The following is a 15,670-nucleotide window of genomic DNA, read 5'->3' on the forward strand; positions in this document are numbered from 1 at the left end:
GGGGTGCGACTGCGACTCGACCTGTCCTACGACGGGACCGGATTCCGGGGGTGGGCGACCCAGCCCGGACTGCGCACGGTGCAGGGCGAGATCGAGGCCGCGATCGCGCTGATCCTGCGGCTGCCCCGGTCGGCGCCCCTGACCTGCGCCGGCCGCACCGACGCCGGCGTGCACGCCCGCGGGCAGGTGGCCCACGTCGACCTCGACGACGTCGACCCGGGCCACCTCGAGCGACGCCTGCGACGGTTGCTGCCCGACGACATCACCCTTCGCTCGCTGAGCGTCGCACCCGAGGGCTTCGACGCGCGCTTCGCCGCACTCGAGCGCCGCTATGCGTACCGGATGTTCGACGGCCCGTCCGGTCCCGACCCGCTCACCCGGACCTCGGTGGTCCGCTGGCAGCGCCGACTCGACGTCGAGGCCATGAACGCCGCCGGTGAGCGGCTGCTCGGGCTCCACGACTTCGCCGCCTTCTGCAAGCGCCGCGACGGAGCGACCACGACGCGCACCCTCCTGGAGCTCGGCACCACACGTACGGGTGACCTCCTGGAGACGACGGTTCGTGCGGACGCGTTCTGCCACTCGATGGTGCGGTCCCTCATGGGTCTATTGGTCGCCGTCGGCGAAGGGCGCCACGCGCCCGAGTGGTCCGAGCAGGTGCTGGTGAGCGCCACCCGTGACGCCCGCGTCATGGTCATGCCACCGCACGGCCTCGTGCTCGAGGAGGTCGTCTTCCCGGACGAGCACGGGCTGGCCGCGCGCGCAGCGGAGGCGCGCCGCCGCAGGGACGAGTGAGCCCCCGGCCTCGTTCACCCGAAGCCCACGATCTGCGCCGACCACTGGCACACTGAGGTGGTGGTGACCTGGGACGACGTCGTGGCGTACGCCGTGACGCTGCCTGAGGTCGCCGAGTCCACGTCGTACGGGACGCCCGCACTCAAGGTCGCCGGCAAGCTCATGGCGCGGCTCCGCTCGGACGCCGAAGGCGGCCTCGCGATCAAGTGCTCCGCCGTCGACAAGGTGGCACTGGTCGGCGGGGACGACCCGGCGTACTTCACGACCCCGCACTACGACGGCTACAACTACGTGCTGGTGAACCTCGAGCTGGCCCAGCCCGACGAGCTGTTCGAGCTCGTCGGGGACGCCTGGCACATCGCTGCCCCCGCGACCCTGCGCAAGCGTCACGCGATCTGACGGGCCGTCGGGCGCCGTCAGGAGTCCAGGTCGGCGGCGATGACCTCCTTGCCCTGCGTGTCGACCACCGCGAACCGAGCGGCGTCCCGGAGCAGCACCGACGAGCTCATGTCGCAGACGATCTTCTTGTCCTCGACGCCGACGAACTCGCCCGCCAGGTGCTTCGTGCCGTCGTTGCCGACGACCCACATCTCGTACGTCTCGCCCGCGGGCAGTCCGTCGGCCTCGAGCTTGATCTCCACTCCCCAGGTGTGATCGACGAGGCCCGCGGTCGCGCTGACGCCCTGCACGGCCTCGACGGACTTGACGGCGATCACCGGGGGTGCCGGCGGGGGCTCGTCCTCCGGGAGCACGAGCATCACGCCCACCGTCGCTGCGACACCGACAGCCGCCCCGGCCAACGCGGGTGCCCAGCGACGAGCGCGGCGCCTGGTCGGACCGGGCAGCGCGGCAGCGATCATCCGGTCCAGCTCGGGCGGGGGCGCCAGACCCGCTTCGAGCGCGTCGAGGTCGACGGTCCGCAGGAGGCCGGCGAGCGGGGCCAGCTCGTCCCGCTCGGCGCGGCAGGCAGCGCACGTCGCCAGGTGCTCCTCGATCTCCTGGCGCGCGTCGACGTCGAGCTGCCCGAGCACGTAGGCGCCCAGGCTGTGCCGCAGCTCGTCGTGCCGGTCCGTCATGACTCGACCACCATCATCGCCATCGTCTGCCTGAGTTGCTTGAGCCCGTAGAAGACCCGGCTCCGCAGCGTACTCACCGAGACGTCCAGCTCGGCCGCCACCTCGTCGTACGGCCGATCGCGCAGGTAGGTCTCCACGATCGCGGTCCGGTGGTCGTCACTGAGCACACCCAGCGCACGGGTGATGAGGTCCGAGTCGGCAACTGCCGACGAGTGATCCACCGCGTGCTCCTCTTCCGTGCTGGTCAGGGCAGCAGGCTCGGACGAGCGCGTCCGTGCCGTGGCCTGGTCGATGATGACGTTGCGCAGGATCGCGAACAACCAGGTGCGCAGCGAGCCCCGCGCCGGGTCGAACCGGTCGCCGGACCGCCACGCGCGGACGATCGTCTCCTGCACGGCATCCTGGGCAAGACCCTGGTCGGCGAGGCGGCTCAGGGCGAACCGGTAGAGCTCCCCGCCGTGCTGCGCATAGCCCGCCCGGGCCAGGGCGTCCGGCGACATGGGGTTGTCGTCGTCGCCACCGGCCCGGTGGGTCATGCGCAAGGGCACCGTCGCTCCTGGGCTTGCCTGTGGCGGGCCCGCGAGCGGCAGGCCTCAGGGTTGGGTGACGGCCAGGTCGGCGACGTCGTAGATGAACGATCCCACCTTGGTGGCCTTTCCGCTCGACAGATCGATCCGGTAGAGCGCCGACGCGCCGCCACCGGCGGGTCGCAGCGCCGCCCAGCCGCTGTTCGCGACCGCGCGCCCGTTGACGACCGTCGTCCGGATGTCGAACCCCGCGGCGGGGGCTGCGTCGAAGCCGAGCTTGCCCTCGTTCACGAGCGTCCCGGCGTTGGCCGGGGACTGCACCGCAAGGAAGTCCGTCGTCGTGTCGATGTCGAACAACGTCGTCGCGGTGTTCGCCGCGTCGAGGTCGTTGTTCGTGTACGCCACGGCCGTCACCGCCGGCGTGGCACCCGCGGGGTTGTAGGCCAGGGGGGTGTCGGTCGTCGTGGTGTCGGTGTTGACGTCGTGCCGGAGGTTCTGCCCGCCGGAGCTGATGACCCGCAGCCGGTCGGCTGCCGGGTTGAAGTCGACGGCGAAGTCCATGTTCCAGTCCAGCTCGACGCTCAGCTGGGAGACCTTGGTGGCCTTGCCCGTGTAGGAGTTGATGACGTAGACGCCGCCCGCGTTGCCGACGCCGTAGAACCGGCGGTCCTGCACGCGGAAGTCGATCCCGACGAGCTTGGCGTCGCCGGAGAGCCCGGTGACGTTGCCGAGGCCGGCCGTGCGCTTGGCGGTGTCGAGGTTGACGACACTCAAGGTCTTGCCGTTGCTCGAGAGGCCGAGGGCGCGGTTGGAGCTGGCGGCAGAAGCCGTGCCGGCCAGCCCCACGGATGCTCCCAGGCCGAGCGCTACGGCCGCACCTGCGGCGACGAGTGAACGTAAACGGTGGCGCATGATTTCCTCCGTGATCTGTCACGGCCCGGTGCCGGTGACAAAGGGAGTACCGGCCAAGCGGCCGTTGCGTTGAACCGTCGGCGAAGAACTTTCGCGGGCTGAGACAATGAGTCTGTGCCCGACAACGACGTCGACGTCAGCTCGCCCACCGGCCAGAGGCGGTGCCCGTGAGCGGGTTCGTCGCAGCTCTCGTCACCGTGCTGGCGACGGTGGCGCCGTCAGCACCTCCGGTCGCGGGTGTCGCCGACTACCAGCTCGGCGGGGCGTACCCGCCTGCGGCCGACGTCCAGGTCGTCGTGCGTGACCGCACGTCCGCGCCGGCCGAGGGCACGTTCTCGATCTGCTACGTCAACGCGTTCCAGACCCAGCCCGGCTCGTACGCCTGGTGGATCAAGCGCCACCCCGACCTGCTCCTGCGCAGCCCGAGGACGGGCCGGCTCGTGCACGACACCGGCTGGCCCGACGAGATCCTGCTGGACATCCGGACACCGGCCAAGCGGGAGAAGCTCGGCAAGGTCGTGCGTGCCTGGTTCAACCGCTGCGCGGCCGACGGCTACCAGGCGACCGAGCCCGACAACCTCGACTCGTGGACCCGATCGCGCGGCTTCATCCGCCAGTCGCACGCCGAGGCGTTCGCGAAGCGGCTCGTCAGCCAGGCGCACTACGCCGGCCTCGCGATCGCGCAGAAGAACACCGCCGAGCTGGCCGGCCGGAAGCTCGGTTTCGACTTCGCCGTGGTCGAGGAGTGCGAGGTCTACCGGGAGTGCGGCGCGTACACCAAGGCGTACGGGCGGAACGTCATCGAGATCGAGTACACCGACAACGGCCGCAGCGCGTACGCCCGGGCCTGCTCTGCGCGGTCCGGCGAGATCTCGATCATGCTGCGCGACCGCGACGTCGTCCCGCGCGGCGCTGAGGGCTACGTCCACGAGACCTGCTGAGACAATGGGCCGGTGCCGGACCACTATTTCGACGCCAGCCCGTCGACCCCTGACCGGCGGCAGGACGTCGCCGCACGGATCTGGGGCCGAGACCTGACGTTCACGACGTCCGCCGGCGTCTTCTCGCACGACGGGCTCGACAAGGCGACCGCGGTCCTGCTGCGCAGCTCGACCCCGCCCGAAGGCGGCACGATGCTCGACCTCGGCTGCGGCTGGGGGCCGATCGCGTGCGCGTTGGCCACCACTGGTGCAACGGTCTGGGCGATCGACCCCAACGAGCGCGCCCTGGAGCTCACAGCGCTCAACGCCGGCCGTCTCGACCTGACCGTGCACACCGCGCTGCCCGACGACGTGCCAGGCGAGCTCGTGTTCGACGAGATCTGGTCCAACCCGCCGATTCGCATCGGCAAGCAGGCCCTCCACGACCTCCTCCTGCGCTGGCTCCCCCGCCTCGCTCCCGATGGCGTCGCTCGGCTGGTGGTCGGCAAGAACCTCGGCGCCGACTCGCTGCAACGCTGGCTGATCGACCAGGGCTGGCCGACCGACCGCGTCGCGAGCGAGAAGGGCTTCCGGATCCTCGAGGTCCGCCGGGCTACTTAGAGACGATCGTCTCGTACGCGGAGTACTTGGCGTTGATGTTCGCGTTGCCCGCGTACCGGACCCGTATCTGGTGCTTGCCCTTCGCCAATCGAGGAAGGGTGATGGTCTTCTTGCCGTTGCTGCTGCCGTACAGGTAGGAGTTCGCGATCACCCGCGAGCCGTCATAGATCTTGAGCGCGCCCGAGGGTTGCGGGACCCCCGGCACGGAGACCGTGAGCGAGAGCTTCGCGTTCGACGTCCGCTTGATCGCCGAGATCAAGGACGTGCCGACAGTCGCGTTGGCCTTGACGACCGTGACGACCTGGAACGGGGAAGCGGAGGCCAACGTGATCACGCGGTGATTCACCGAGTCGTACTTGCCGTCGTAGGTGGTCCGGATGCGGTGGGATCCCACCTTCCACGCCTCCCCGGGGATCGTGAGCTCTGCCTTGCCATCGACCAGGTCGGTCCACTCGGTCAGGGTCACGTCGTCGGCTTGCACGGCGACCGGAGCGTCCTCGACCTGATCCGCGAGCGGGCCGCCGCCCTCCAGACCGCTCACGACAACCGACGTCGTGAACGGCGTCCCGTAGACGACGGGCCCCGTCGGGAGCGTCATGGAGACCGTCGGCCCCATCCTGATGATGCCTGTCCGGTCGGTCCACTGGCTGACTTCCGAGTACAGGCCCGACTTCGGGGTGATCTTCAGCTGGAGCATGGCGCCGGCGTCTTCCGGGGTCGGGTAGTAGAACCGGGAGTCTGTGCCGACGGGATGCATCTCGGAGAAGTCCGCGCTGATGCGGAACCACTGGAAGCGAAGTTCCGGGTTGCCCTGCCAAGACCCCGCATACGCGCTGAACGGCTCGTGGACGACGTGCCGGGCGACACCCCATTGGGCCTCGGTCTGCGGCACGTGAACGCGGCTCAGGTCGAACATCCCACGTCCACACCACGTGTGTCCGGAGCAGTTGAGGTCGAACGTGTACGTCCGCCCGCCGATCACGACCTTCTTCTTCGCGTAGGTGGCCGACTTGGCCCGGAAACGAGTGGTCGAGGCGAGGACTGCCGCCTCGAGCTTGGCGGGAGAGACCGTCACGGGGCCGGCGTTCGGGTCAGGTTGCGAGAGCACGGACAAGATGAGCGCTGCGCCAGCTGATACCTGGGGCGCCGCCATGCTCGTGCCCTCGTAGGCGAGGGTGCCATCGACGCCCGGCTTGGAACGGTGCTGATCGCCGAGTGACGGGATCAGTTCTCTCTCTCCACCAACGAGCGTGTCGCCTCCGGGCGCGGAGAGGTCGACGGACGACCCCACGTTCGAATAGGTCGCGCTGAACCCTTGGCGTCCCAAGGCTCCCACCGAGATGTAACCCGGGCAGGAGGCCGGTACGGCGAGATTGGCGTTCGCACCGTCGTTGCCAGCCGCAGCAACGAAGATCGCGCCTCGCGCCCGGCCTGCGGCCGCCGCTGCCGCATAGGACTTGCACGCACGATCGCGGTCAGCGCCCCTGCTGTAGGTGTAGCCGAGCGAAAGGTTGACGATCTGCGACGGGTACTGGTTGTCCGGCACGCCGGCAACACTGCCCCCGCTGGACCACGTGATTCCCGCGAGGATGTCGGAGTCCCAACCGCCACAACGTCCCAGGACGCGGACGGCCTGCACCTTGGAGTCACGTGCAATGCCTCGGATCCCGTACTCACCGTTCGAAGCGATCTGGCCGGCAACGAACGTGCCGTGCCACGAGCTGTGCGCGGGACGGGAGTTGCGGTAGCACTGGCCGCTGGTCACCCAGTCTCCTGGATCCGCCGGGTCCGGGTCGCGGCCGTCGCCGTCGTTGGCCGTGAAGTAGGTCTTCACGGCAGCCTTGGGATCGTCCGGTCCCACCATGTCGTAACCCGGGACCTGCTGGCCAGCGAGCGCCGCGTGGCCAGTGACTCCGGTGTCGAGCACAGCCACCCGGACTTCGCTGGAACCGGAGGTCTTGCGCCACAACCCAGGCGCCTTGATCGTGTAGCCGCCGGCCGGCTTGGGCGGCACCACGTCCCAGAGGTTCCACTGGTGACCACTGTTGTAGTTCGGGTATCCGGGCGGCTTGTACTGACGCTGCCGCAAGGTGTCCGGGACCGCCCACACCACGTCCGCCCGTCGTTCGAGATCGGACGCCGCTTCCGTCGCGAGCTCGGCGCCGACCTCTTCGTCGAAGCGGATCGTGGAGATCTTGCCGGTGAGCTTCGCATCGTCCACCACGTTGGCTTCGCCACCGAGGGCATCATCGGTCGTCTCGAGCACACCGTCCGAGACGCCTGGCGTCGAGGTCTGCACGATGAGTCCGCGCGCGACTGCGTCTGGCTGAGCCTCAGGCGCTGACGTCCTGCCCGCACTCGTGGCAGGAGCCTCCGGCTCCTCGGCCGAGGCTGTCACAGCGAGCCCCGAGAGGGTCAGGGCTGCCGTGGCAAGGATGGTCAAGGACCGGCGATACGTCGACACGCGTGGTGCTCCCCCGCAAAGAAAAGAGCGCAGCCAGTCGCTGCGCCGGAGGCAAATTTATCAGCCCTCGGGCCCACGATTGGCCAGAACGCAGAAGACCCGCCACCTTGCGGTGACGGGTCTCCTGACGAGCTGATGACTACTTGGCGTCGTCCTCGGTGGTCTCCTCTGCAGGAGCCTCCTCGGCGGCCGGCGCCTCGGTGTCGGTCGCCTCGGCAACCGTCTCTGCCGCCACAGCGGCATCGTCGGTGGCGTCGACCGGCACGTCGGTCCCCAGGTCCTCGGTCTCGACGACCTCGGTCTCCTCGACAGCCGGCTCCTCGACAGGCGCAGCCTCGGTGGCCTTGGCCTTCTTGGGCGTCTGGTTCTGCGCGCCGAACTGCTTGGCCTCGACGATCTCGATGACGGCCATGGGGGCGTTGTCGCCCTTGCGCGGCGCGACCTTCGTGATGCGCGTGTAGCCGCCGGGACGGGTCGCCATGGCGGGACCGATCTCGGTGAACAGCGTGTGCAGGATGCTCTTGTCACGGATGACCTTGACGACCTGGCGGCGGTTGGCCACCGTGTCCGTCTTGGCCTTCGTGATGAGCGCCTCTGCGTAGGGGCGCAGGCGGCGGGCCTTGGCCTCCGTCGTCGTGATCTTGCCGTGCTCGAACAGGTTCTGAGCGAGGTTGGCGAGGATCAGGCGCTGGTGGGCCGGGCTACCGCCGAGGCGGGGACCCTTCGTGGGGGTGGGCATTGTCTATTCTCCAAAATCAATCGGGCTGAGCCGTCGAGATCGAGCAGTACGTCAGTACTGCTCGTCCTCGGCGAAGCTGGCGTCGTCGTCGTACGCGTCGATGGCCGCGGACGGGTCGAAACCGGCCGGGCTGTCCTTGAGCGCGAGACCCATCTCGGTGAGCTTGGCCTTGACCTCGTCGATCGACTTCGAACCGAAGTTGCGGATGTCGAGCAGGTCCTGCTCCGAGCGGGTGATGAGCTCGCCCACGGTGTGGACGCCCTCACGCTTGAGGCAGTTGTAGGAGCGCACCGTGAAGTTGAGGTCCTCGATCGGCAGAGCCAGGTCGGCAGCGAGCTGCTCGTCGACCGGCGACGGACCGATGTCGATGCCCTCGGCCTCGACGTTGAGCTCACGAGCCAGACCGAACAGCTCCACCAGGGTCGAACCGGCCGACGCGATCGCGTCACGCGGCAGGATCGACTTCTTGGTCTCGACGTCGATGACGAGCTTGTCGAAGTCCGTACGCTGCTCGACTCGGGTCGCCTCGACCTTGTAGGTCACCTTGAGCACCGGCGAGTAGATCGAGTCGACCGGCATGCGGCCGATCTCTTCGTCACCGGACTTGTTCTGCACGGCCGACACGTACCCGCGGCCACGCTCGACGACGAGCTCGATCTCGATCTTGCCCTTGGCGTTGAGCGTCGCGATGTGCAGGTCGGGGTTGTGGACCTCGACACCGGCCGGGGGCTGGATGTCGGCGGCGGTCACGACGCCCTCACCCTCCTTGCGGAGGTACATGACGACGGGCTCGTCGTTCTCCGAGGAGACCACGAGCTCCTTCAGGTTGAGGATGATCTCGGTGACGTCCTCGGTCACGCCGGGGACGGTCGAGAACTCGTGCAGGACACCGTCGATCTTGATCGAGGTGACGGACGCACCCGGGATCGACGACAGCAGCGTACGACGCAGCGAGTTGCCGAGGGTGTAGCCGAAGCCAGGCTCGAGGGGCTCGATGACGAACCGCGAACGGAACTCGTCGACGACCTCTTCGGACAGGGCGGGGCGCTGGGCGATGAGCATTGTTTCTTCCTTTCCGGACCAACCTCTATTTGAAGGTCCGGGTTGTTTTTCTCTGGTGAGAGTGGGCCAGATCAGATCTTGGAGTAGAACTCCACGATCAGCTGTTCGTTGATCGGGACCGTGATCTGCTCGCGCACCGGCTGGCTGTGCACGAGGATGCGACCGCGCTCGGGCGCGACGTCGAGCCAGGCCGGGACGGTGTCGCGGTCGTGGGTCTCACGCGCGACGATGAACGGCGTGGTCTCCAGCGACTTGGTCTTGACGTCGATGATGTCGTGCTTGCTCACCTGGAACGACGGGATGTCGGTCTTGACGCCGTTGACCACGAAGTGTCCGTGGTTGACGAGCTGGCGGGCGTGACGACGCGTGCGGGCGAAGCCGGCACGGTAGACGACGTTGTCGAGGCGCGACTCGAGGATCTGCAGCAGGTTGTCGCCGGTCTTGCCGGGGCGACGCGAGGCGAGCTCGTAGTACTTGCGGAACTGCTTCTCGAGCACGCCGTAGGTGTAGCGCGCCTTCTGCTTCTCGAGCAGCTGGTTGCGGTACTCCGACTCCTTGACGCGCGCGCGGCCGTGCTGGCCGGGGGGGTAAGGACGCTTTTCGAATGCAGCGTCACCACCGACGAGGTCGATGCCGAGACGGCGCGACTTCTTGGTGAGAGGTCCGGTGTAACGGGCCATGGTTGATAGCTCCTAGGAAACTGTGTAAGTCGTGGGCAGTCGTCAGAGACGACGGTGCTTGGGAGGACGGCAGCCGTTGTGCGGGCTGGGGGTCACGTCGGAGATGGTGCCGACCTCGAGGCCGACTCCGCTCAGCGACCGGATCGCCGTCTCGCGGCCCGAACCGGGGCCCTTCACGAAGACGTCGACCTTCTTCATCCCGTGCTCCATCGCCTGACGACCGGCCGACTCGGCAGCCATGCCGGCTGCGAACGGCGTCGACTTGCGCGAGCCCTTGAATCCGACGGTTCCGCCGGAGGCCCATGCGATCACGGCGCCCGAGGGGTCCGTGATGGTGACGTGGGTGTTGTTGAACGTGCTCTTGATGTGGGCTTCGCCCTGAACGACGTTCTTCTTCTCCTTGCGGCGAACCTTCTTGCCAGCTGTCTTAGGAGGCATGCGCTATCACTTCTTCTTTCCGGCGACGGTGCGCTTGGGGCCCTTGCGGGTACGCGCGTTGGTCTTGGTGCGCTGGCCACGAACGGGCAGGTGCGCACGGTGGCGACGGCCCTGGTAGCTGCCGATCTCCATCTTGCGGCGAATGTCACCGGTGACCGTACGACGCAGGTCGCCCTCGGTCTGGTAGTTCGCTTCGATGTGATCGCGCAGAGCGACGAGGTCGGTGTCGTCGAGCTCGTGGACGCGCTTGTCCGGGCTGATGCCGGTTGCTGCGAGGGTCTCGGCGGCGCGGGTGCGGCCGATCCCGAATACATACGTGAGTGCGATCTCGATGCGCTTTTCGCGCGGGAGGTCGACTCCTACGAGGCGTGCCATCTAGGCAGTTCCTTCCATTCGGCGAGGTATGGCCACCTGATGCATCCCGACTGCCTCCAGGATCTTGGACGATCCTGAGTCGGGCTCCGGCCTTCGCTTCCGGAGGTGACCCGCCACGATCGTGCTGTGACGGGAGCGATCAGATGTTTCGTGTTGCTGTGTGAAGAACTCTGCTCAGCCCTGGCGCTGCTTGTGACGCGGGTTCTCGCAGATCACCATGACGTTGCCGTGGCGACGGATCACCTTGCACTTGTCACAGATCTTCTTCACGCTCGGGTTGACCTTCATCGAGATTCTCTCTTTGGGATCTGAACGTGGTGGATTTACTTGTAGCGGTAGACGATGCGGCCGCGGGAGAGGTCGTACGGCGAGAGCTCCACCACAACGCGGTCCTCGGGGAGGATGCGGATGTAGTGCTGGCGCATCTTGCCGCTGATGTGCGCGAGAACCTTGTGGCCGTTGGCCAGCTCCACGCGGAACATCGCGTTGGGAAGTGCCTCTACGACGGCGCCTTCCATCTCGATGACGCCTTCTTTTTTCGCCATAACCTCTTCTTTGTGTCGCTTGTCTGGCCGATCGACCCGTTCCGGCGCACCTCAGCGCAGCCGCCTGAGCGGTGACCACGACATGGGAATGCGGACCTGAAAAGGCCGACTCCCGATTCTACGCTCACACAGGCGGCAGACTCAAATCGCGGGGACCGCGACCGGCTCAGCCGGGTGGGCTGAACTCGCTCTGCCCCGGACCGTACCGCTCGATGAGGCGGGACAGCACGATCGCGGTCTCGGTGTGGTCGATGTTGTCGGTCTCGACGCGGACCCGCTCGAGCGCACGCTCGAGGTCACGCACGTCCTTGGCCACGATGTGCAGGATCGCGTCGGCTGCACCGGTCACGGTTGCCGCGGCATGCACCTCGGGCACCCGGCTGAAGGCGGCGCGGAGCTCGTCAGGCGAGATCGTGCCCTTGCAGTGCACCTCGACGTAGGCCTCGGTGCTCCAGCCCACCAGGTCCGGATCGAGCACCGCGGTGAATCCGCTGATGACCCCATCGGCCAGCAGCCGGTCCATCCGGCGCTTGACGGCGGGCGCCGACAGACCGATGCGGTCTCCGATCGCGGCATAGCCGGCCCGGCCGTCCTCGAGCAGGCAGCCGATGAGCCGGCGGTCCAGATCGTCCATCGAGCCAGTATTGCAAGAATCCTTCGCAAAATGCGTATACGCGCAAGAAATCGCTGGGCGAATCGTCGGTTTCTGATTCGTTGCGCCACGGCGACCAGCCCTAGCATTGATTCATTGCGCAGGTCAGATCTCTGGAGGCTCACGTTGACCGTTCTCGACACCCGTACCGCTGTCCGCACCACCGCTCCGTACGTCCGCGCGTCGAGAACTCGCCACTACCTGATGTGCGAGCCCACCCATTTCGAGGTCACCTACGCGATCAACCCGTGGATGGACCCGACCAACCCGGTCAACGCCAAGCGCGCCCACCTGCAGTGGGAGGTCCTGCGCAACACCTACCTCAGCCTGGGACACCGGGTCGACCTCATCGAGCCGATGGTCGGGCAGCCGGACATGGTGTTCGCAGCGAACGGTGGGCTCGTGGTGGGCGGCCGGGCGTACGGCGCCAGGTTCCGCTTCCCCGAGCGCTCCGCCGAGGGCCACGCGTACGCGACGTGGCTGCGCCTTTCGGGTGTCAGCGTCGCCGAGCCCGGCCACACCAACGAGGGCGAGGGCGACTTCCTGGCCCTCGGCTCGATGATCCTGGCCGGCACCGGTTTCCGGACGTCCCTCGCGGCACACATCGAGGCAGCAGAGGCCCTCGACCGTCCCGTGGTCTCGCTCGAGCTCGTGGACCCGCGGTTCTATCACCTCGACGTCGCGATCGCGGTGCTGGACGACGGCAACGGCGACGCGCCCGCCGACATCGCCTACTACCCCGGCGCGTTCAGCAGGCACAGCCAGCGCACGCTGCGCGAGCTGTTCCCCGATGCCGTCATCTGCTCCGAGGCCGACGCCTTGGTGCTGGGACTCAACGCCGTGAGCGACGGGCACCACGTCGTGCTGCCGTCGGCGGCCAAGGGTCTCGCGGCCACCCTCACGTCGCGGGGATACACACCCGTGCCCGTCGATCTCGGCGAGTTCCTCAAGTCGGGCGGCAGCGTGAAGTGCTGCACGATGGAGCTCCACCGCTAGGCCCGACCGCAGCAAGTACCACTGTTGTAATTCAGTTCAATTCATTCCCACCAGTCACACCAGTCACGTAGGGTAACCGCGTGTCGCGCTCTCGGGTCCTCCTCGCCGTGCTATTTTGCGCTGCCGTTCTGGCCCCGATCAGCCCCGCCCAGGCGGGCTCCTCGCTGATCTGCACGGGCTACTCCGGCTGCAGCGACAAGGGCTACTCACACTTCGGCTACGCGACCCACAAGTCGACGAGCTACTGGCGGATGTACACCGGCACCAACTGCACCAACTACGTCGCCTACCGCCTGGTCACCACGAACGGGATGCCCAACGTCCGCCCCAAGGCAGGTGTCGGCAACGCCGAGGACTGGGGCTTCGCGATGTCCTCGATCACGAACTCCACGCCGACCGTGGGATCAGTCGCGTGGTGGGGCCGGACCGGCCACCACGTCGCGTACGTCGAGAAGGTGGTGTCGTCGAGCGAGATCTGGGTGTCAGAGTCCAACTGGAGCGGCGCCTTCGACTGGCGCAAGATCACCAAGTCCGGCTCCGGGTGGCCCGACGGCTTCATCCACTTCAAGGACCCCTCGATCACCAACACGACGCGACCGGCGATCAAGGGCACGGTCAAGGTGGGCGAGCCGCTCACGGCGTCAGGCGGCACCTGGAGCCCCACCGGCAACACGTACGCCTACCAGTGGCTGTCCGACGGGACCAAGATCTCCGGCGCGACCGCCCGCACCTTCACCCCCACCACCGCCCAGCTCGGCAAGCCGCTGGCGATCAGGGTGACCGCCACCCGTGCGAGCTATCCCACCGTCTCCGCGACCTCCCCGTCGACCACGGTCGGCCCCGGCAGCATCAGCAGCGTGTCCCTGCCGGCGGTCGGCGGCACCCCTCGCGTGGACGAGCCCGTCACCGCGACGACAGCAGGCCGGTGGAGCCCGACCGGCAACGTCTACACCTACCAGTGGCTGGCTGACGGCGCGAAGATCGCCGGCGCGACCGGTCGCACGTTCTCACCGGGCCCCGAGCTCGCGGGCCAGCAGCTCGCCTTCGCCGTCACAGCAAGCCGCAGCGGCTACCAGCCGGTGACCTCCGTCTCCGCACCCGCGCCCGCCACTCTTCCCGGACTGCTGGCCAACACCGAGCGACCATACGTCGTCGGCAGCCCCCAGGTCGGCTCCCCGCTGACCGCAAGGGTCGGCGCGTGGTCCAAGCCCGGGCTCAGCTATGCGTACGCTTGGTCGGTCGACGGACAGGTGGTCCCCGGAGCCGACGACCGTACGTTCACACCTCGTGGGCAGGACGTCGGCCGCTCGGTGTCGGTCGAGGTGGTCGCCAGCCGAGCCGGCTACGAGACCGCTCGCGCCGCCTCTGCACCGAGCGCCTCCGTGGCCCGAGGCGTGCTCAGCGTGCAGACCCGACCGACCATCGCCGGCACCCCGCGGGTCGGCTCGGCACTGGTGGCGGCGCCGGGCACCTGGTCGGCGCCCGCCGAGCACACCTATCAGTGGTACGCCGGTGGTGTCGCCGTGGCGGGCGCGACGGGCCGCACGTTCATCCCGAAGGCTGCCCAACGAGGCAAGACGATCTATGTCCGGGTCACGGCACGCCAGGCCGGCTACACCAGCGCGTCGGCCGTCTCGACCGGCACGGCAGCGGTGGCGTACGGACGTATCCGGTTCACCACGCAGCCCCGCATCACGGGGACCCTGAGGGCCGGTCAGGTCGTGACCCTGGATCCGGGTGTGCACGTGCCGTCGGCGGCGACCCGTCGCTACCAGTGGTTGCGGGACGGCCAGGTGCTCAAGGGGTTTACGGGAAGCACCCGCCGGATCAGCAGCGGCGACGTCGGATCGTTGATCTCGGTACGGGTCACGGTCTCGGCACCCGGCTACACCACGGTCGTCGTCCTGACAGCCGCTCGACGCGCTTCCTGAGCCCGGTCGGCCGCCACACCGAACAAAGTGTCACTGTCGCGCGTCATGAACCGCTTCGCGAGCCGTCTCACCTCCAAGCCGTGACACACGGCGCACCGGGGGGTGGACGATCTCGACAGGGATCTCCTGCTGCTCACTCCCAGGGGACGCACATGACCGCACGACCATCTGACGACGGGGATCGGCCAGACCTCTCGGAGCTCGGTGACGCCGACCTCGTCGACCTCGCGCGGAGCGGCGTCGATGACGCCTATGCGGCGCTCTACGACCGACACTCCTTCGCGGCCCATCGCCTGGCGCGTCACCTCGGCATGCACGAGGAGGCCGACGACGTCGTCTCGGAGTCCTTCGCCCAGGTGCTCGAGCTCCTGCAGCGGGGCAAGGGACCCCTGACCTCCTTCCGGGCCTATCTCTTCACGACCATCCGGCACGACTCCGCACGTCGATCCAAGGCGCGGCGACGCCTCGTGCCCTCCTCCGACGACGCCGCCGTCGACTCGTTGATCGGGCCGCGTGCAGGACAGCTCGACGGGTTCGAGACCGCCGCGGTCCGCGCTGCGTACATGTCGCTGCCCGAGCGGTGGCGGACCGTCCTGTGGCAGATCGAGGTCGAGCGCCGCAAGCCGCAGGAGCTGGCAGATGCCCTCGACCTGTCACCCAATGGTGTCTCGGCGTTGGCCTACCGCGCCCGCGCTGCCCTGCGCGAGGCCTACCTCAAGCAGCACCTCGCCAGCGACACGGCGCAGCCGAGCCGGTCGTGCCGCGAGGCCCGGGCCGACCTCCCCGCTCTCGTGCGCCGGACGCTGCGGGGCCATCGTGAGGTCCAGGTCCGCGCCCATCTGGGCGTGTGCAGGGCATGCGTTGCGATCAGGGTCGAGCTGGAGGACGTCAACGCCGCCGTGGGCGGCGCGGCCCGGCTCGCATAGCGTCCGACCGC

General features: G+C 68.1%; 19 protein-coding genes. 7 read left to right on the forward strand and 12 right to left on the reverse strand.

The annotated features are described in order from the left end of the window. Positions 1–3: 3 nt before the first annotated feature. A complete protein-coding gene (truA, locus tag AB0N22_RS09730) occupies positions 4–795 on the forward strand; it encodes a tRNA pseudouridine(38-40) synthase TruA (RefSeq protein ID WP_364638804.1) in 792 nt (263 codons plus the stop codon). Positions 796–855: 60 nt separating this feature from the next. After that, the gene (locus tag AB0N22_RS09735; protein WP_364638807.1) at positions 856–1,194 is read left to right on the forward strand and encodes an MmcQ/YjbR family DNA-binding protein; all 339 of its coding nucleotides are present in this window, start codon (positions 856–858) and stop codon (positions 1,192–1,194) included. 17 nt (positions 1,195–1,211) lie between these two features. On the opposite strand, the gene AB0N22_RS09740 is transcribed toward AB0N22_RS09735, so the two are convergent. From AB0N22_RS09740 to AB0N22_RS09750, 3 genes are read right to left on the reverse strand one after another with little or no spacing between them, the layout of a single operon-like run. Next, the gene (locus AB0N22_RS09740; RefSeq protein WP_364638810.1) at positions 1,212–1,871 is read right to left on the reverse strand and encodes a zf-HC2 domain-containing protein; all 660 of its coding nucleotides are present in this window, start codon (positions 1,869–1,871) and stop codon (positions 1,212–1,214) included. Next, positions 1,868–2,419 carry a sigma-70 family RNA polymerase sigma factor gene (locus tag AB0N22_RS09745; RefSeq protein WP_364638813.1) on the reverse strand — a complete coding sequence of 184 codons (552 nt, stop codon included), beginning with the start codon at positions 2,417–2,419 and terminating at the stop codon, positions 1,868–1,870. The genes AB0N22_RS09740 and AB0N22_RS09745 overlap by 4 nt, the downstream gene beginning before the upstream one ends. 45 nt (positions 2,420–2,464) lie before the next feature. Further along, a complete protein-coding gene (locus AB0N22_RS09750) occupies positions 2,465–3,310 on the reverse strand; it encodes a DUF4394 domain-containing protein (RefSeq protein WP_364638816.1) in 846 nt (281 codons plus the stop codon). Between the two features lie 167 nt (positions 3,311–3,477). Here AB0N22_RS09750 and AB0N22_RS09755 point away from each other — a divergent pair, with 167 nt between their 5' ends. Next, positions 3,478–4,251 (forward strand): endo alpha-1,4 polygalactosaminidase, encoded by a 774-nt coding sequence (locus tag AB0N22_RS09755; RefSeq protein ID WP_364638818.1) that lies wholly within the window; start codon positions 3,478–3,480, stop codon positions 4,249–4,251. 12 nt (positions 4,252–4,263) lie between these two features. Continuing rightward, entirely contained in the window at positions 4,264–4,851 is a 588-nt protein-coding gene (locus AB0N22_RS09760; protein ID WP_364638821.1) for a methyltransferase, read from the forward strand. Here the strand turns inward: AB0N22_RS09760 and AB0N22_RS09765 are convergent. From AB0N22_RS09765 to AB0N22_RS09805, 9 genes are all read right to left on the reverse strand, one after another. Continuing rightward, positions 4,844–7,294 (reverse strand): S8 family serine peptidase, encoded by a 2,451-nt coding sequence (locus AB0N22_RS09765; RefSeq protein ID WP_364638824.1) that lies wholly within the window; start codon positions 7,292–7,294, stop codon positions 4,844–4,846. The two genes, AB0N22_RS09760 and AB0N22_RS09765, sit on opposite strands and share 8 nt — an antisense overlap. A 160-nt stretch (positions 7,295–7,454) precedes the next feature. After that, positions 7,455–8,054: a 50S ribosomal protein L17 gene (gene rplQ, locus AB0N22_RS09770; protein WP_364638827.1), complete on the reverse strand. Its 600-nt coding sequence runs from the start codon at positions 8,052–8,054 to the stop codon at positions 7,455–7,457. Between the two features lie 51 nt (positions 8,055–8,105). Beyond that, a complete protein-coding gene (locus tag AB0N22_RS09775; protein ID WP_364638830.1) occupies positions 8,106–9,116 on the reverse strand; it encodes a DNA-directed RNA polymerase subunit alpha in 1,011 nt (336 codons plus the stop codon). A 71-nt stretch (positions 9,117–9,187) separates the two neighbouring features. Further along, the gene (gene rpsD / locus AB0N22_RS09780; protein WP_056209369.1) at positions 9,188–9,796 is read right to left on the reverse strand and encodes a 30S ribosomal protein S4; all 609 of its coding nucleotides are present in this window, start codon (positions 9,794–9,796) and stop codon (positions 9,188–9,190) included. Positions 9,797–9,838: 42 nt separating this feature from the next. After that, positions 9,839–10,234, reverse strand: coding sequence for a 30S ribosomal protein S11 (gene rpsK, locus AB0N22_RS09785; protein WP_118394366.1), 396 nt, complete (start codon positions 10,232–10,234; stop codon positions 9,839–9,841). 6 nt (positions 10,235–10,240) lie between these two features. Next, a complete protein-coding gene (rpsM, locus tag AB0N22_RS09790; protein ID WP_364638835.1) occupies positions 10,241–10,609 on the reverse strand; it encodes a 30S ribosomal protein S13 in 369 nt (122 codons plus the stop codon). 174 nt (positions 10,610–10,783) lie between these two features. Further along, complete coding sequence (gene rpmJ / locus AB0N22_RS09795; protein WP_007540807.1) at positions 10,784–10,897, reverse strand: 50S ribosomal protein L36; 114 nt, start codon at positions 10,895–10,897, stop codon at positions 10,784–10,786. 35 nt (positions 10,898–10,932) lie between these two features. Further along, positions 10,933–11,154 (reverse strand): translation initiation factor IF-1, encoded by a 222-nt coding sequence (gene infA, locus AB0N22_RS09800; protein ID WP_007078610.1) that lies wholly within the window; start codon positions 11,152–11,154, stop codon positions 10,933–10,935. Positions 11,155–11,320: 166 nt separating this feature from the next. Further along, positions 11,321–11,788 carry an Lrp/AsnC family transcriptional regulator gene (locus AB0N22_RS09805; protein WP_364638840.1) on the reverse strand — a complete coding sequence of 156 codons (468 nt, stop codon included), beginning with the start codon at positions 11,786–11,788 and terminating at the stop codon, positions 11,321–11,323. A gap of 144 nt (positions 11,789–11,932) precedes the next feature. On the opposite strand from AB0N22_RS09805, the gene ddaH reads away from it, so the two are divergent. The 3 genes from ddaH to AB0N22_RS09820 all read left to right on the forward strand — a co-directional run bounded on the left by ddaH (position 11,933) and on the right by AB0N22_RS09820 (position 15,659). Further along, the gene (gene ddaH, locus AB0N22_RS09810; protein ID WP_364638843.1) at positions 11,933–12,802 is read left to right on the forward strand and encodes a dimethylargininase; all 870 of its coding nucleotides are present in this window, start codon (positions 11,933–11,935) and stop codon (positions 12,800–12,802) included. An 80-nt stretch (positions 12,803–12,882) separates the two neighbouring features. Then, positions 12,883–14,733 carry a CHAP domain-containing protein gene (locus AB0N22_RS09815; protein WP_364638846.1) on the forward strand — a complete coding sequence of 617 codons (1,851 nt, stop codon included), beginning with the start codon at positions 12,883–12,885 and terminating at the stop codon, positions 14,731–14,733. Between the two features lie 152 nt (positions 14,734–14,885). Beyond that, the gene (locus tag AB0N22_RS09820; protein WP_364638849.1) at positions 14,886–15,659 is read left to right on the forward strand and encodes a sigma-70 family RNA polymerase sigma factor; all 774 of its coding nucleotides are present in this window, start codon (positions 14,886–14,888) and stop codon (positions 15,657–15,659) included. The last annotated feature ends 11 nt before the right edge of the window (positions 15,660–15,670 follow it).

This window comes from Aeromicrobium sp. NPDC092404 (assembly GCF_040684095.1).
GTDB lineage: Bacteria > Actinomycetota > Actinomycetes > Propionibacteriales > Nocardioidaceae > Aeromicrobium.

Coding starts and splice junctions, on each gene's coding strand:
- AB0N22_RS09740 (WP_364638810.1), bottom strand. CDS start 1,871: ATGACGGACCGGCACGACGAGCTGCGGCACAGCCTGGGCGCCTACGTG.
- AB0N22_RS09750 (WP_364638816.1), bottom strand. CDS start 3,310: ATGCGCCACCGTTTACGTTCACTCGTCGCCGCAGGTGCGGCCGTAGCG.
- rplQ (WP_364638827.1), bottom strand. CDS start 8,054: ATGCCCACCCCCACGAAGGGTCCCCGCCTCGGCGGTAGCCCGGCCCAC.
- AB0N22_RS09775 (WP_364638830.1), bottom strand. CDS start 9,116: ATGCTCATCGCCCAGCGCCCCGCCCTGTCCGAAGAGGTCGTCGACGAG.
- rpsD (WP_056209369.1), bottom strand. CDS start 9,796: ATGGCCCGTTACACCGGACCTCTCACCAAGAAGTCGCGCCGTCTCGGC.
- rpsK (WP_118394366.1), bottom strand. CDS start 10,234: ATGCCTCCTAAGACAGCTGGCAAGAAGGTTCGCCGCAAGGAGAAGAAG.
- rpsM (WP_364638835.1), bottom strand. CDS start 10,609: ATGGCACGCCTCGTAGGAGTCGACCTCCCGCGCGAAAAGCGCATCGAG.
- rpmJ (WP_007540807.1), bottom strand. CDS start 10,897: ATGAAGGTCAACCCGAGCGTGAAGAAGATCTGTGACAAGTGCAAGGTG.
- infA (WP_007078610.1), bottom strand. CDS start 11,154: ATGGCGAAAAAAGAAGGCGTCATCGAGATGGAAGGCGCCGTCGTAGAG.
- AB0N22_RS09805 (WP_364638840.1), bottom strand. CDS start 11,788: ATGGACGATCTGGACCGCCGGCTCATCGGCTGCCTGCTCGAGGACGGC.
- AB0N22_RS09820 (WP_364638849.1), top strand. CDS start 14,886: ATGACCGCACGACCATCTGACGACGGGGATCGGCCAGACCTCTCGGAG.